The following is a 14,733-nucleotide window of genomic DNA, read 5'->3' on the forward strand; positions in this document are numbered from 1 at the left end:
GATCTGGAAAGTGGCGAAATCAGTCATGAGCAACCCCCAGATAAGCGTCGATCACGTCTTGATTGTTGCGCACCTCATCAGGCGGGCCGTCCCCGATCTTTTTACCATAGTCCATAACCACCACGCGGTCGGACAGGTCCATCACCACGCCCATATCGTGTTCGATCAGGGCAATCGTGGTGCCGAATTCGTCATTCACATCCAGAATAAAGCGGCTCATGTCCTCTTTTTCTTCGACGTTCATGCCCGCCATCGGTTCATCCAGCAGCAGCAGCTTGGGTTCCGCCGCCAGTGCGCGGGCCAGTTCCACCCGTTTTTTCAGACCATAGGGCAGACGCGCCACCGGGGTTTTGCGGATGGACTGGATTTCCAGAAAGTCGATGATCTTTTCAACGACTTCGCGGTTTTCCACTTCTTCCTTTTCCGCCTTCCCCTTCCAGATTGCCTGCTGGAACATGTTGGTTTTCATGTTGTTCAAGCGTCCGGTCATCACGTTGTCCAGCACAGACATGCCTTCGAACAGCGCAATGTTCTGGAAGGTCCGGGCAATCCCCTGTTGTGCAACCTCATAGGGTTTCATCGGCGGGCGTTTTGCGCCACGGAACCAGACTTCGCCTTCTTGCGGGACATAGAACCCCGAGATCACGTTCAGCATCGAGGACTTCCCGGCGCCGTTCGGGCCGATGATGGCGCGAATTTCGCCTTCCTTGATGTCGAAACTGATATCCGTGATCGCCTTCACACCGCCAAACCGCAGCGTGATATTCTTCATCTCCATCAGAGTGCCGCCGATTTTGCGACCGTCTGCGGTGACGTAGCCTTCTTCTTTTTGAACGGTCATTCCGCAGCCACCTTCTGAGTTTTCACCGGCTGAATCGCCGCATCAATCAGTTTCAGCGTCGCGCTGATCGAGCCTTTGCGACCGTCCTCATAGGTGACTTCGGTCGTGGTAAAGATCTCGTCCTTGCCCGCATAAAGCGCCTGAATCAGGTCGTCGAATTTTTCTTCCACGATCCGGCGGCGTACTTTGCGGGTGCGGGTCATTTCACCGTCATCCGCATCCAGTTCCTTGTGCAGCACAAGGAAACGATGCACCTGACAGCCCGAAAGCATCTCATCCTCGGCAACCGAGCGGTTCACCTCCTCGACGTGATCTTTGATCGCTTCCAGCACACGCGGATGCCCGGCTAGTTCCTGATAGGACGAATAAGCGATGTTGTTCCGCTCGGCCCAGTTGCCCACGGCGCTCATGTCGATGTTGATAAAGGCCATGCACTTGTCGCGGCCATTGCCGAACAGTACCGCTTCGAGAATATTCGGGAAAAACTTCAGTTTGTTTTCCACATATTTCGGCGCGAACAGGCTGCCATCGGCCATTTTGCCAACGTCTTTGGCGCGGTCGATGATACGCAGATGCCCGGTATCCGGTTCGATGAACCCCGCGTCGCCGGTGGCGACCCAGCCTTCGGCGTCCTTGGTCGATGCCGTGCTTTCCGGGTTCTTGTAATAATACTCGAACACGCCCGGACTGCGATAATGCACCTCGCCATTGTCGTCGATCCGCAGTTCCACACCCGGCGACGGTACGCCAACGGTGTCATTGCGCACTTCGCCATCAGGCTGTTGGGTGATGAACACGGTCGCTTCGGTCTGGCCGTACAACTGTTTCAGGTTGATCCCCAGCGAACGGTAAAACTCGAAAATCTCGGGGCCGATAGCTTCGCCAGCGGTATAGCCCACGCGCACGCGGCTCATCCCCATGGTATTTTTCAGCGGGCCATAGATGAACAGATCACCCAAGGCATAGCTGATCCGATCCCCAAGGCTGACCGGCTTGCCGTCCAGAATTTTCGGCCCGACACGTTTCGCAACAGCCATGTACTTGTCGAACAGGGCTTTTTTGAACTTACCCGCGTCTTCCATGCGGATCATCACATTGGTCAACTGGGTTTCAAACACCCGCGGCGGCGCGAAATAATAGGTCGGCCCGATTTCCCGCAGATCCGCGTTCATGGTTTCCGGGCTTTCGGGGCAGTTCACGCAGAACGCACACCAATAGGCCTGCCCGACCGAGAAGATGAAATCCCCCACCCATGCCATCGGCAGGTAGGCAAGGATTTCTTCGTTTCCACCCAGATGATCGAACTCGGACGAATTCTTCGCGCTTTCGATCACGTTGCGGTTCGACAAAACCACGCCTTTGGGTTTGCCCGTCGTCCCCGAGGTATACAGCATCACACATGTGCTGTCGTAATCCAGCTTTGCGCTACGGCGCTGCAATTCAGGGGTAAATTCATCGCGGGCCGCATGACCCTGTTCCTGAATATGGCTGAATTCGTGCAGACGGGAATGATCGTATTTCCGCATCCCGCGCGGGTCCAGATAGATCATGTGTTCAAACTGATGCAGGCGGTCCTGCACGTCGATCACCTTGTCGACCTGTTCCTGATCTTCCGCGATCACGAACCGCGCGCCGCAATGGTCCAGCACATAGGCCATCTCTTCGGCGGCACTGTCCTGATACAGTGGCACGGGCACAGCGCCTACGGCCTGTGCGGCCACCATCGACCAATAGAAATACGGACGGTTGCGCCCGATAATGGCGATAAAATCGCCCTCGTTGACGCCAAGATTGATCAGGCCCAACGCAAGGTTCGTGATTTGAACCTCGGTGTCCTTCCACGTCCAGCTTTGCCAGATGCCAAACTCTTTTTCCCGATATGCGGGCCGCGACCCGAATTCGGTGGCGTTACGGTGCAAAAGCGCCGGGATGGACTGTAGTCCACCGGCCGCCTGTGACGACTGTGCCAATTCTGTTCCTCCCAAATGGCCGTAATTGGTGGCCTGCGACCGCCTGCGGGGGCGATTCTCCTCTCCGCTAGGGTGCGCAGATATGTTTCAGGGTCAACTTTTTCGTGAACATTTCCCAATTCTAACGAATTGTAACAACGCACATTTCCTGCGTATCCCCCCGCTGCACTGCGGCAACATCGCCCGTGCCACACGCTTTCTTTTTGTGCCCTGATGGTGCTAACTCTCTGAAATCCGTGGGGTCCAAGCAGGAGAAAACCCATGAGCCGTGAAACCGACGCCCTGACAATGGCCGGTCTGAACCTGATTCAGCAGGCGCTTTCGATTTATGACAGCAATCTGAATCTGGTGGTTTGTAACCGCCGTTTCCGTGAAATGTTCGACCTGCCAGATACGCTTGTGACGCCCGGCGCCCGGTTTGAAGACACCATTCGCTTCATGGCGGAACGCGGGGAATACGGAAGAATGGAGGACGTTGAAACCGGCGTTACCCTGCGTGTGGCGCAGGCCCGCACCTTTACCCCGCATTATCTGGAACGCATTCGCCCCAACGGGCAACGTATATCGGTCGAGGGAAATCCCCTGCCCCAAGGCGGCTGGGTTGCCGTGTACACCGACATCACCCGCACCAAACAGCAAGAGGAACTGCTGCGCGCCCGATCCGAGGAATTGACGGACAAGGTACTGGCCTATGCCGAAGAGCTGGCCACCACCAACCGCAAGCTGGAATCCACCATCGCGGCGCTGGAAGAAACCAAGCGCATCCTGACGGAAACAGAGGCCCGCACCCGTCTGACAACGGAAATGATGCCTGCCCATATCGCTCATGTCGGGCCGGATCGGTGTTATACTTTTTCCAACCGGCGCCTGTCATCCGTCATGCCCGGCCGCCCCGCCGATATTCTGGGCCAACCGATTGATCAGGTACTTGGCCCCGCGTTCAAAGCCATTGAACCGCATCTGGAACAGGCGTTTGCCGGGCAGCCTTCGGCCTTTGAATTCACGGACGAGGACAGTTCCCGTCGCATCCGCGCCGCCTTTACCCCCGATCTGGCCAAGGATGGCAGCGTGGCCGGGGTCTATATCATGTCGATGGACATCACCGAAGAAACACAGGCCCGCGCCGCCTTGCAACAGACCCGCCGCCGGGAAATGGCCGCACAACTGACCAGCGGGATGGCGCATGATTTTTCAAATCTTCTGACCATCATTCTGGGCAGCCAATCGCGCCTGCAAAAAATCGACCTGCCCGATGCCGCCCGTGAACTGGTCAACGCCACCCTGTCCGCAGCCCATCGGGGCGGATCGCTGCTGAACCGGCTGGCGGACATCACGGGCGCACGGGACTGGAATCCGCAACCCGCCAGCCTGTCCGCCCTACTGAACGATTTGAAAACGCTGGCGTTCCCTGCCCTGCCGGAAACCATCCGGTTGAACATTAACAACCTGATGAAAGAAGACATGCTGATACTGGACACCGGCATGTTACAGGATTCACTGCTGAACCTGATCCTGAATGCCCGCGATGCCTGTGAAGGCACTGGAAAAATCACCATCACAGCATCCCCAATTCAGGGGCTTTGGCTGGAAATCACGGTACGCGACAGCGGCCCCGGATTTTCCGATTCCGCATTGGATCACGCGCTGGAACCCTTTTTTACCACAAAGGGCGGCGAAGGGTCAGGGCTGGGGCTGGCAATGGTTTATGACTACACCAAGCTGGCCGGGGGGCGTGTCCGGCTAAGCAATGCCGAAGATGGCGGCGGGCAGGTCACGCTGCGCCTGCCGCTGCGCCGCCCTGCGCAAATGGCCGCCGAACCCGGTTTGGTCCTGCTGGTCGAAGACAGCCCGGACCTGCGCATTCGCATCCGTGAAATGCTGACCGATATGGGCGAAACCGTCATCGAAGCCGCCAGCGCCGAAGAAGCCTTGGTTCTGTGTTCCGAGCTGCCAGAGATTTCGCGCATCCTGTCGGACATTTCGCTTGCAGGTGATATGACCGGCGTGGATTTCCTGCGTACCCTTCCAAACGGGCACCCGCCCTGCTACCTGATGACCTCGCTGCCACCTGAACACGCGCTGCACCGGGCGGGGGCCGAACTGGCCCCGGTTCTGCGCAAACCGTTTTCAACCGCGCAGCTTTCTGCCCTGTTTCTGATGACGGCCCCGATACAATGACCCAAGCCCCCCTTGTCACCATTCTGGACGATGAACCGGCCATCCGCACCATGCTGGCCGACGCATTGGAAGAAGCCGGATTTCGCACTCTGGGCTTTGCCCGTGCCACGGAATTTGAAGCCGCCCTGAAAACCGCCACCCCCGATGTTTGTCTGGTGGATCTGTCGCTGCCAGACCGGGACGGGCTGACGCTGGTGCATCGGTTGGCGCTGGAACAGGGGGCGACCGTCATCATCATTTCAGGCCGCGCACAGGTGCAGGACCGCGTGACCGGGCTGGAACTGGGGGCGGATGATTACATCATCAAACCCTTTGACCCGGCCGAGGTCGTGGCCCGTATCCGCGCCCGCCTGCGCCGCGAAAAGCCCACCACCCAAACCGGCAACACCGCCCGGTTCAACGGCTGGACCGCGCATTTCGACAGTTACATGCTGGAAGACGAAACCGGCACCCCCACCCCGTTTTCCCATGCCGAGGGCGAGGTGCTGCGCCTGTTTCTGGAACGCCCCAAACGGCTGATTTCCCGCGCTGTGATGCAGGAAACACTGGGCGGTGCAGCAGGTGACAGCTTTGACCGGGCTATGGATGTGCGGATTTCACGCCTGCGCACAAAGCTGAAAGAAGACCCCAAAAACCCCCGCCTGATCAAAACGATCTATGGCGCGGGCTATATTTTTCTGGGTGATGTGAACTGGACCTGACCCAGCAGTTTCACGTTTAGACTCAGCGTTTTGAACCCTCTTGCGCTGATTCGGGGGCCGCGTTACGATTCGGCTATGCTAAGCTGCCTGATGTATCGCACCTGCCCCAAAACCGGCCTTGCGCGTTATTACCGCGTGGAGCTGACCTATAACCTGTTCGAGGAGGTGTCGGTATTGCGTGAATGGGGCCTGAAGGGCGGGCGCGGCGCATCCCGGATCGACATTTACGGCAGCTTGCGCGGGGCATCCGAAGCAGCGGATAAAATCCGCAACCGCACCCTGAAACGCGGCTACCTTCGCGCTGCGGCCTGACGGCACGGGGACCACAGCCCCACGCACCGTTCGCCAGCCTTAGCCCAACGCCGCCACCGCCCGCGCCAAAACCTGCAACCCCGTCACCAGATCGCGTTCATCGGTGTCTTCGGCAAAATCGTGGCTGATCCCGTTGATGGACGGCACGAACAACATCGCCGCAGGCATGTGCCGCGCCACATTCGCCGCGTCATGCAACGCGCCGGACTGCATCTTGCGCCAGCGCCCCGGCGCCTCGGCCTCGGCTGCTTCTGCCAGCGCCGTTTGCAATCGGGCATCCATCAAAACCGGCTCTAGCCCCAGCATCTGACCATAGCTCAGTTCCATCCCCATTTCCTCGGCCACCTCGGCGGCGGTGTCGCGGATAATGCGGTCCATCCGTGCCAGACGATCACTATTGCCATCTCGCCATTGCATCGAAAACACCGCCCGCCCCGGCACGACCGAATGCGCGTTGGGATGCAGGCTGACATGCCCGATTGTCCATACGGTTTGCGGCGTCACCACGTTTCGCATCCGCTGATTCAGCCGCGTGTTGAAAATACTTAGCGCCTGAAACGCGTCCTGCCGCCGGTGCATCGGCGTGGTGCCTGCGTGGTTCTGCTGCCCGTCAAAGGTGATCCGCATATCACGGATACCCACGATATCCGTCACCACCCCCACGGCCTCGTTCGCTTCGTCCAGCCAGGGGCCTTGTTCGATGTGGCATTCGATGAACCCGGTGAAGCGTTTCGGGTCCACGAAATCGTGGGTCAGATGCGCCATACTGGCCCGCGCTTCGGCAAAGGTGATGCCGTCACGGTCCTGCAATTCATCCGCCATTTCCAGCGATAGCACCCCGCCCCAGATCGAACTGCCGGTGGTCACGCCAAACCGGCCTTCTTCGTCCTGAAAATTCACCACGGACACGGGCGGGCCACCAACCTCTTGCGCAGCGCGAGCGATTTCCAACCCCATGATCACCCCCAAGGCCCCGTCCAGCCAGCCGCCTTCGGGTTGGGTATCCGTATGCGACCCCAACAGGATCGACGGCCCGTCCACCAGCCCCCACAGCGACCCCACCGCATCGAAATGCGGCACCAGCCCCGCGTCTTCCATCCGGCCCGCCAGCCATTGTCGGGCGGCAATGTCATCCTTGGAATAGGCCGGACGCACCACGCCCTTCCCCTGCCCGGCGGCCCCGAACTGACGCAGGTTGTGCAAATCCTGCAAAAAGCGGGTCGGGTTGATCTTCATGGTGGCCTCCGTTTCGTTTTCCTTACCCAATACCAGCAGCGCGGCAGGCGCAAGCATCCATGAACGCCGTGGAATACCGGGCTTTTCACAGGTTGCACCCGCCCCCGGCATTGCCTACCCCTGTGAGCGAACAACCAAGAGGCCCCCATGTCTACCATCACACTTGTTCGCCACGGTCAGGCCAACACCACCGCCCAGGACGAAGACAGCTATGACAACCTGTCCGATCTGGGTCAGCAACAGGCCCATTGGCTGGGCGACCATCTGGATGCCACCGGCGAACATTTTGAACGGGTCTTTTGCGGCACGCTGCGCCGCCATGTGCAAACCGCCCAGGGAATGCGCGCAGAAACCCGCGCCGACATCGTGCAGGATGCCCGCCTGAATGAAATGGAATTTTTCACATTGGCCAACCTGCTGCGCGACCAGCAAAACGTGGCAATGCCTGCCTCGCGCGAGGAATTCGTGACCTATATGCCGATGCTTCTGGGCAAATGGCAGGCGGGCGAGATCGACAACGCGCCTGAAACCTTTCAGCATTTCGAATCCCGCGTGGCCGCCGCCATCGACGACATCAACGCCGGGCGCGGCCCCGCGCTGGTCGTGACCTCGGGCGGGTTGATCGGGATGGTCGTTCGGCAGGCAATGGGGCTGGATTTGACCACGTTTTCACGCACCTGCATTGCTATCATGAACACCTCGGTGCATCGTCTACATCGCGTGGGCGGGACGCTGGCTGTCACACAGTTCAACGCCGTTCCGCATCTGGACCACCCCGAACGCCAATTCGCCCAGACCCATCTGTAACCCGGCCCCGTGCCGCACCGACCGCCAGACAAAGGACAAGACCATGACACATCTGTGGGTCCGCGCCGAACAACGCCAAAACGAAGACCGGGTGGGCCTGACCCCCGAAGGCTGCGCCAAACTGATCGCCGCAGGCATCCGCGTCACTGTCGAAGACAGCAGCACCCGTGCCATCCCATTACAGGGTTACATTGATGCCGGGGCCGAAATCGCACCGGAAAACAGTTGGCCCACCGCCCCACATGACGCCATCATCTTTGGCCTAAAAGAACTGCCCGAAGATGGCACACCCCTACCGCATCGCCACATCATGTTCGGTCACGCCTTCAAGGGGCAGCATTCCGGCAAAGCCCTGCTGCAACGGTTCAAAACCGGCGGCGGCACGCTGTACGATCTGGAATATCTGGTCGATGAAAGCGGGCGCCGCGTTGCTGCCTTTGGCTATTGGGCGGGCTATGCCGGGGCCGCTGTCACGCTGAAAACATGGGCGGCGCAACAGCGCGGCGACCTTTGCGGCCCTGTCGGGGTCTATCCCAACAAGGACGCCCTGAATGCCGAACTGAAGGCCGAACTGGACGCGCTGACCACCCCGCGCCCGCGTGCCATTGTGATTGGCGCGCTGGGGCGCGTCGGCACCGGCGCGGCGGACCTGTGTCAGGCGATGGGAGTACATGTGACCAAGTGGGACATGGCCGAAACCGCGCGGGGCGGGCCGTTCCCGGAAATTCTGGAGCATGACATTTTCCTGAACTGTATCTTCGCCCGCCCCGGCACCCCGGTTTTCGTCCCGAAAAAATCGCTGACAGCCCCCCGCAAACTGACTGCCATCGGCGATGTCGCCTGTGACCCCGACAGCGATTACAATCCGGTCCCGGTTTATGACCGCGCGACCACATGGGACGCCCCCGCCCTGCGGGTGGCGGACGATCCCGTGATGGATGTCATGGCGATTGATAACCTGCCCTCAATGCTACCCGTCGAAAGCTCTGACGATTATGCCGCGCAATTGTTACCTTCGCTGATGACACTGACCCAGATTGAAACCGGGGTCTGGGGCCGCGCCAAGGCGACCTTTCAGGACCATGTGGCAAAGGTCTGATCATGGCGATCTATGTCGGCTATCTGGCGGCACTTCTGGGGATGATCTGCTGGATTCCTCAGGCGTTTCAGGTCTGGCGTACACGGGATACGAAATCCCTGTCCCTGTCTGCCAACCTGTTATTTCTGATCACGGTCAGCCTGTGGCTGATCTATGGCTTGATGATTACCGATTGGCCGATCATTCTGGCCAATATCGTATCGGTCACGGCGATGATTGCCATCGTCGCGGCCAAACTGAAATACAAATGACGGAGTAACCCCATGACGATCCACTGGTGCGGCACCGGCCTGTCCGCAATTCCCGGCCTGCGCAGACTGCTGGAAGCAGGACAACCTGTCACCGTCTGGAACCGGACCATCGCCAAAGCCGAACAGGCCGTGGGCGATCTGACCAAGGACATTCGCGCCTTTGACATGCCCGCCATCGCGGCGGTTCTGGAACCCGGCGATGTGGTCGTATCCATGCTACCCGGTGACTGGCATGTTCCGCTGGCCAAACTGTGCCTTGAAAAGGGGGCCAATTTCGTATCCTCGTCCTACATCGCGCCGGAAATGCGCGATCTGGACGATGCCGCCCGTGAAAAGGGCCTGCGCTTCGTGAACGAGGTGGGGCTGGACCCCGGCATTGATCACCTGATGGCCCATGCGTTAGTGGCGGATTACCGGGCGTCGGATGCCTATGATGCGGGAAACCAAATCTCCTTTACCTCTTATTGCGGCGGGGTGCCGAAACACGCCAACCCGTTCCGCTATAAATTCAGCTGGTCGCCGCTGGGTGTGCTAAAGGCGCTGCGCTCCCCGTCCCGCTCGATCCGGGATTTTGCGGAATTGCGGGTGAACCGCCCGTGGGATGCGATCAGCAGCTACACCGCCCCCCTGCCCCAGCCCGAAGCGTTCGAGGTGTACCCGAACCGCGATTCAATTCCCTTCATTGCGGATTACAAATTCGATGCGGATTGGCCCGTCAAAGAATTCGTGCGCGGCACCCTGCGCCTGAATGGCTGGGCTGACGCTTGGGACAGCGTATTCCGCGAAATCGAAACGCTGGAAGGGGCCGCAGGCGATGCCCGTCTACAGGAAATGTCGGCCCAGTTCTGGGACGAAAATGCCTATGACGAAGGCGAACCGGATCGCGTAGTGCTGTGCGTCGGGCTGAAGGCCGAAAAAGACGGGCAGGACGTGTGGCATAAAACCTATGTCATGGACGCCTGGGGCGATGAACGCGGCACGGCAATGGCGCGTCTGGTGTCCATCCCGGTATCATTGGCGGTCGAGGCCGTGCTGAACCGCGCCGTTCCAGTCGGCGTAACCGCCGCCCCGTCCGATCCAAAGCTGGTCAGCGAATGGATGGGCGAGATTGGCAAACTGGCGCAGCATCTGGACATCGTGACCGCCGCCTGATCTGCAAATAGAAACGCCCGCCAAATCTGGCGGGCGTTTTCCGGTTTGTTGCGACCTTAGCGGTAGGTGTAACCACCAGCCGCAGAAGATACCGCACCGCCAAAGTCATAGCTGACCACAGTACCATCCTGCGCCTGCCCCAGTTCCGAGGGGTGCAGTTGGTCGTCAGCTTCCTGAACCACTTTCTGACCAACCGTGACGCGCAGATACCCATCTTGCAGCAGCCCAGCATTACGCGGCCCCAGCACCGACGCTGCCGGAACGTTCCGCGTCATCAGCGTGTCATTGGCAAAGGTGCTGTCGGCGGTCGCAGCCGATGCAAAACCAAGTGCGGCAACGGTCGAAATCAAGACGTATTTCATGGGGTTTCCTTTCCATTTCAATCAGGATCGTCGTTCGATCTGGACCTCAGATGGCCCCGCAAGGGACGGCCTTCAACTGTAACAACCGTATGAAATCCGTGCATAAATTCAGGACAAATCTGCATATCTGCACGACACAACTGCGTGAACACGCATCCCCCGTAAAACAAGGGGAAAGCCCCCGGATGACGCCCCAAAACCTTATCGTGTTCACGAAACTTCACAGCGCACGACGGGCATATGCCTCCCCTTGAAACGAAAAAAGCGGGCCAACTGGCCCGCCCAAATCCGGCAATCGCACGACGCTTCAGCCGCCCCGGATCAAATCATCCTCTTCATCCGCCGCAGACAGGCCCAGTTCATCCAATCCCGATTCCAAATGATCGGACAGGTGCGGCGTCCCAATCAGGTAATCAGGTGTCGGAACGGTGGCTTCGGCAATTGCGGTTTCGCGGGCTTCCTGAAATTCATCCGCATCGAAACTGCCGCGCCCGATCCACATCAAGGCCACCAGATCAACCTGTTCGTCTTCGCTCAGGCGTTCCAGAAACGCCCTCAACTCCCCCTCGGCCCGGCCCAGTTCCCGTGCCATCAGGATCACATTGGCCACTTTGGTCAACGAAATCTCAAGCATTCTGAAGTCCTCCTGTCAGCGCATCTTCGCACGACAAATTCGCTTCCGACAAGCGCGAAGTCCTTGATCTGGGGCAAATGCCTTGCGGTTTAGCTTCCCTTGGGTCTGTCGATACGCACCACCGGGCTTTCAGGCTCGGGGGCCAGTTCCTCGAAATCGAAATTGTCCAGCCGCCGGGCGCGGCGTCCGGCTTTGTCGGCGCTGATCTTGATTTCGGCAATATCCTTGGCCGCCTGCCCGAAATGGCGGTCCAGATTTTCCACCCGCGTCCCCAGCCGGTCCACATCCGCGAACAGCAATCCCAATTCGCGCCGGATCGCCCCCGCCTGTTCCCGCATCCGCGCATCCTTTAGGATTGCGCGCATGGTATTCAGCGTGGCCATACAGGTCGTGGGCGACACGATCCAAACCCGCGCGGCGAAGCCTTCGCGCACCAGTTCGGGGAACCGCGCGTGCAATTCGGCATAGACCGCCTCGGACGGCAGGAACATCAATGCCCCGTCAGCGGTTTCGCCCTCGATCAGATATTTTTCTGAAATCGCCTTGATATGTCCGCGCACCGCCTGCCGCATCAGCGTGGCCGCGCGGTTGAATTGTTCCTGCGTTTCGGCCCGCACCAGCGCCTCATAGGCCTCTAACGGGAATTTGCTGTCGATCACGATCGGCCCCGGCGGATTGGGCAGATGGATCAGACAATCCGCCCGCTTCCCATTGGAAAGCGTCGCCTGCCAAGTATAGCTATCCGATGGCAGCGCCTTTCCCACGATGTCGCGCAATTGGATTTCCCCGAATGCGCCGCGCGTCTGCTTGTTGGACAGAATATCCTGAAGGCTCAGCACATCACCGGACAGTTTGGTGATATTTTCCTGTGCCTTGTCGATGGCTTGCAACCGCTGTTGCAATTCCCCCAGCGAATGCGCGGTGCGGCGGGCGCTGCCTTGCAGGTTTTCGTTCATATGCTGGCTGACCTGCGCCAGCCGCTTTTCCATCAGTTGCAGCATATTCGCCTGCGATGCGGCCTGTGCCTCGGACACATGGGTTAACCCGCCCGCCAATTGCTGCTGCCCATCAGACAGCGATTGCACCCGCTGCCCCAACATCTGAATCTGCTGCGAAATCGGGGCCGCCATCTGCGCCGACCGGCCTGCCGCACGCACCGCCATGATCAACAGGACCACGATCAGCAGCGCCACAACTGCCGCCAGCAAAAGCCCGATCACCACCGGATCGTTCAGATCCACGTTCACCCCGTTTACCGTCAGCATTCCTCAAGTCCGCCCGAAAAGTCGTTCAATATCAGAAAGTTTCAGCTCGACATAGGTCGGGCGGCCGTGATTGCACTGCCCGGAATGGGGCGTTGCTTCCATCTCGCGCAGCAGGGCGTTCATTTCCTCGGCCCGCATCCGGCGGCCCGACCGGATCGACCCGTGACAGGCCACGCGGGACAGGATCGCTTCGATCCGGGATTGCACGGTCTGGCTGTCGCCCAGATCGGCCAGTTCGTCCAGCACATCCAGAACCAGCGCACGAGCGTTGATTTCCCCCAAAATCGCCGGGGTTTCACGCACCGCCAAAGCCCCCCCGCCAAAGGGTTCGATCACCAGCCCCAGCCGATGCAAGTCATCGGCAATATCCATGATCCGGGCGCAATCGCCTTCGGATAGTTCGACAATCTCGGGGATCAGCAACGCCTGCGCAGCAACGCCATTCTGCGCCATTTGCGCCTTTAGCTTTTCATAGACCAGCCGCTCATGCGCAGCGTGCTGGTCCACGATCACCATGCCCGTTTCCGTTTGGGCGATGATATAGTTTTCATGCACCTGCGCCCGTGCCGCGCCCAACGGCAGGCGTTCTTGTGGTATGTCTTGCGGGTCCGGGTCCACCACCCGTTCCACGCGGGCGCTGTAACTATTCCCCAGATCGGCAAAGCCCGGCATGGGCGCTGGCGCAGGGGCCTGCGCCTGATAACTGCGGCTGATCGCACCGGCAGAGGGGCGGTCCATCTGATACACTCGTGCAGGTCCGGCAGGTGCCGGTTCAGGGCGGAACGCCCCCAAAGTCGCCCCTGCCACGGTCGAGGACGCCCGATGCCCCGCATCCGCCAGCGCATGACGCAACGCCGAAACGATCAGACCCCGCACCACGCCGGGATCACGGAACCGAACCTCGGATTTCGCGGGGTGTACGTTCACATCCACCAAATGCGGATCACATTCCACGAACAGCGCCGCAGCGGGATGACGATCCCGGCTTAGGAAATCATGAAACGCCCCGCGCAATGCCCCCACCAACAGCTTGTCCCGCACCGGGCGGCCATTGACGAACAGATATTGTGCAATCGCCGATCCCCGCGAATAGGTGGGCAGGGCGGCATAGCCCGTTAACAGAAAGCCTTCGCGCTCGGCATTGATTTTCAGCGCGTTTTCCGCAAATTCCGCCCCCAGCACGCGGGCTAAACGCCCGTGCAGCGCATCGAATAAATCGCCGGTTTCGGGATCGGCGCGGAACGTCACCCGGCCTTCGCCACCGCCAGACACATCGCGCAACGTGAATCCCACAAAAGGTTCCGCCATCGCCAGACGTTTGATCGTGTCGCTGATGGCCTGCATTTCGGCCCGGTCCGTGCGCAGGAATTTCAGCCGCGCCGGGGTGGCAAAAAATAGATCGCGTAATTCCACCACGGTGCCGCCCGTCAGCGCCGCTGGTTTCACCGGCCCCATTTGCCCGCCGGAAACCGCAATCTGTGCAGCGTCCTGCCCGGATACGCGGCTGGTGATGGTTAACCGCCCCACCGCCCCCAACGAGGGCAGCGCCTCGCCCCGGAAGCCGAAGCTGTGAATATCCAGCAAATCCGACCCGTCGATTTTCGAGGTCGCATGACGCGACAACGCCAGCGGCAACTGATCCGCCCGGATACCGCATCCGTCATCCGCCACGCGGATCAGGGTCTTTCCCCCGTCGGCAATCGCAATATCAATGCGGTTGGCGCCAGCATCCAGCGCGTTTTCGACCAGTTCCTTGACGGCGGATGCAGGGCGTTCAACCACTTCACCCGCGGCGATACGGTTGATTGCGGCGTCATCCAACTGCCGGATAACGGGGGGGGCTGTGGATATCTTGGGGTTTGGCTGCGACATACCGCAATCACTAGCATAGCCCGCGCCGATTCTGCCAACGGGTTTTCGGCAGC

The 14,733-nt window shown here is 59.8% G+C and carries 14 protein-coding genes; 7 read left to right on the plus strand and 7 right to left on the minus strand.

Annotated elements, in window-relative coordinates; translation table 11 throughout:
- Positions 1 to 19 precede the first annotated feature (19 nt).
- Together FN828_RS00095 and FN828_RS00100 are read right to left on the minus strand one after the other, a co-directional pair.
- On the minus strand, positions 20 to 841 hold the full coding sequence (locus FN828_RS00095) for an ABC transporter ATP-binding protein (RefSeq protein WP_142491347.1): 822 nt from the start codon (positions 839 to 841) through the stop codon (positions 20 to 22).
- Entirely contained in the window at positions 838 to 2,811 is a 1,974-nt protein-coding gene (locus FN828_RS00100) for an AMP-binding protein (protein WP_142491348.1), read from the minus strand. The genes FN828_RS00095 and FN828_RS00100 overlap by 4 nt, the downstream gene beginning before the upstream one ends.
- A gap of 261 nt (positions 2,812 to 3,072) precedes the next feature.
- Here FN828_RS00100 and FN828_RS00105 point away from each other — a divergent pair, with 261 nt between their 5' ends.
- From FN828_RS00105 to FN828_RS00115, 3 genes are all read left to right on the plus strand, one after another.
- A complete protein-coding gene (locus FN828_RS00105) occupies positions 3,073 to 4,989 on the plus strand; it encodes a hybrid sensor histidine kinase/response regulator (protein WP_142491349.1) in 1,917 nt (638 codons plus the stop codon).
- Positions 4,986 to 5,690, plus strand: a complete 705-nt coding sequence (locus tag FN828_RS00110) for a response regulator transcription factor (RefSeq protein WP_142491350.1) — start codon at positions 4,986 to 4,988, stop codon at positions 5,688 to 5,690. The genes FN828_RS00105 and FN828_RS00110 overlap by 4 nt, the downstream gene beginning before the upstream one ends.
- Before the next feature lie 75 nt (positions 5,691 to 5,765).
- Entirely contained in the window at positions 5,766 to 6,002 is a 237-nt protein-coding gene (locus tag FN828_RS00115; RefSeq protein ID WP_142491351.1) for a WGR domain-containing protein, read from the plus strand.
- A 39-nt stretch (positions 6,003 to 6,041) separates the two neighbouring features.
- Here the strand turns inward: FN828_RS00115 and FN828_RS00120 are convergent, their stop codons facing one another.
- Entirely contained in the window at positions 6,042 to 7,238 is a 1,197-nt protein-coding gene (locus FN828_RS00120; RefSeq protein ID WP_142491756.1) for a hydantoinase/carbamoylase family amidase, read from the minus strand.
- 147 nt (positions 7,239 to 7,385) lie between these two features.
- On the opposite strand from FN828_RS00120, the gene FN828_RS00125 reads away from it, so the two are divergent.
- The 4 genes from FN828_RS00125 to FN828_RS00140 are packed head-to-tail and all read left to right on the plus strand — an operon-like array spanning position 7,386 to position 10,547.
- Positions 7,386 to 8,045 (plus strand): histidine phosphatase family protein, encoded by a 660-nt coding sequence (locus FN828_RS00125; RefSeq protein WP_142491352.1) that lies wholly within the window; start codon positions 7,386 to 7,388, stop codon positions 8,043 to 8,045.
- 43 nt (positions 8,046 to 8,088) lie between these two features.
- Entirely contained in the window at positions 8,089 to 9,144 is a 1,056-nt protein-coding gene (locus FN828_RS00130; protein ID WP_142491353.1) for a saccharopine dehydrogenase, read from the plus strand.
- A 2-nt stretch (positions 9,145 to 9,146) separates the two neighbouring features.
- Positions 9,147 to 9,395, plus strand: coding sequence for a SemiSWEET family sugar transporter (locus FN828_RS00135; protein ID WP_142491354.1), 249 nt, complete (start codon positions 9,147 to 9,149; stop codon positions 9,393 to 9,395).
- Between the two features lie 12 nt (positions 9,396 to 9,407).
- On the plus strand, positions 9,408 to 10,547 hold the full coding sequence (locus FN828_RS00140) for a saccharopine dehydrogenase family protein (RefSeq protein ID WP_142491355.1): 1,140 nt from the start codon (positions 9,408 to 9,410) through the stop codon (positions 10,545 to 10,547).
- Between the two features lie 56 nt (positions 10,548 to 10,603).
- Here FN828_RS00140 and FN828_RS00145 read toward each other — a convergent pair whose 3' ends face one another.
- The 4 genes from FN828_RS00145 to mutL form a co-directional block, all read right to left on the minus strand.
- Positions 10,604 to 10,909, minus strand: coding sequence for a hypothetical protein (locus tag FN828_RS00145; RefSeq protein WP_142491356.1), 306 nt, complete (start codon positions 10,907 to 10,909; stop codon positions 10,604 to 10,606).
- A 307-nt stretch (positions 10,910 to 11,216) separates the two neighbouring features.
- Positions 11,217 to 11,543 (minus strand): DUF3775 domain-containing protein, encoded by a 327-nt coding sequence (locus FN828_RS00150; protein ID WP_142491357.1) that lies wholly within the window; start codon positions 11,541 to 11,543, stop codon positions 11,217 to 11,219.
- A gap of 89 nt (positions 11,544 to 11,632) precedes the next feature.
- Positions 11,633 to 12,808 (minus strand): DNA recombination protein RmuC, encoded by a 1,176-nt coding sequence (locus FN828_RS00155; RefSeq protein WP_142491358.1) that lies wholly within the window; start codon positions 12,806 to 12,808, stop codon positions 11,633 to 11,635.
- Between the two features lie 3 nt (positions 12,809 to 12,811).
- Positions 12,812 to 14,680 (minus strand): DNA mismatch repair endonuclease MutL, encoded by a 1,869-nt coding sequence (gene mutL, locus FN828_RS00160; RefSeq protein ID WP_142491359.1) that lies wholly within the window; start codon positions 14,678 to 14,680, stop codon positions 12,812 to 12,814.
- Positions 14,681 to 14,733 lie beyond the last annotated feature (53 nt).

Origin of the sequence: Thalassovita litoralis (genome assembly GCF_900182725.1) — a bacterium.
In the GTDB taxonomy this organism is placed as follows: Bacteria; Pseudomonadota; Alphaproteobacteria; order Rhodobacterales; family Rhodobacteraceae; genus Thalassobius; species Thalassobius litoralis.

Bases quoted from the DNA above. Each gene is read 5' to 3' on its own strand.
- FN828_RS00095 (WP_142491347.1), bottom strand. From the start codon at position 841: ATGACCGTTCAAAAAGAAGAAGGCTACGTCACCGCAGACGGTCGCAAA.
- FN828_RS00105 (WP_142491349.1), top strand. From the start codon at position 3,073: ATGAGCCGTGAAACCGACGCCCTGACAATGGCCGGTCTGAACCTGATT.
- FN828_RS00110 (WP_142491350.1), top strand. From the start codon at position 4,986: ATGACCCAAGCCCCCCTTGTCACCATTCTGGACGATGAACCGGCCATC.
- FN828_RS00115 (WP_142491351.1), top strand. From the start codon at position 5,766: ATGCTAAGCTGCCTGATGTATCGCACCTGCCCCAAAACCGGCCTTGCG.
- FN828_RS00120 (WP_142491756.1), bottom strand. From the start codon at position 7,238: ATGAAGATCAACCCGACCCGCTTTTTGCAGGATTTGCACAACCTGCGT.
- FN828_RS00125 (WP_142491352.1), top strand. From the start codon at position 7,386: ATGTCTACCATCACACTTGTTCGCCACGGTCAGGCCAACACCACCGCC.
- FN828_RS00130 (WP_142491353.1), top strand. From the start codon at position 8,089: ATGACACATCTGTGGGTCCGCGCCGAACAACGCCAAAACGAAGACCGG.
- FN828_RS00135 (WP_142491354.1), top strand. From the start codon at position 9,147: ATGGCGATCTATGTCGGCTATCTGGCGGCACTTCTGGGGATGATCTGC.
- FN828_RS00140 (WP_142491355.1), top strand. From the start codon at position 9,408: ATGACGATCCACTGGTGCGGCACCGGCCTGTCCGCAATTCCCGGCCTG.
- FN828_RS00145 (WP_142491356.1), bottom strand. From the start codon at position 10,909: ATGAAATACGTCTTGATTTCGACCGTTGCCGCACTTGGTTTTGCATCG.
- FN828_RS00150 (WP_142491357.1), bottom strand. From the start codon at position 11,543: ATGCTTGAGATTTCGTTGACCAAAGTGGCCAATGTGATCCTGATGGCA.
- FN828_RS00155 (WP_142491358.1), bottom strand. From the start codon at position 12,808: ATGCTGACGGTAAACGGGGTGAACGTGGATCTGAACGATCCGGTGGTG.
- mutL (WP_142491359.1), bottom strand. From the start codon at position 14,680: ATGTCGCAGCCAAACCCCAAGATATCCACAGCCCCCCCCGTTATCCGG.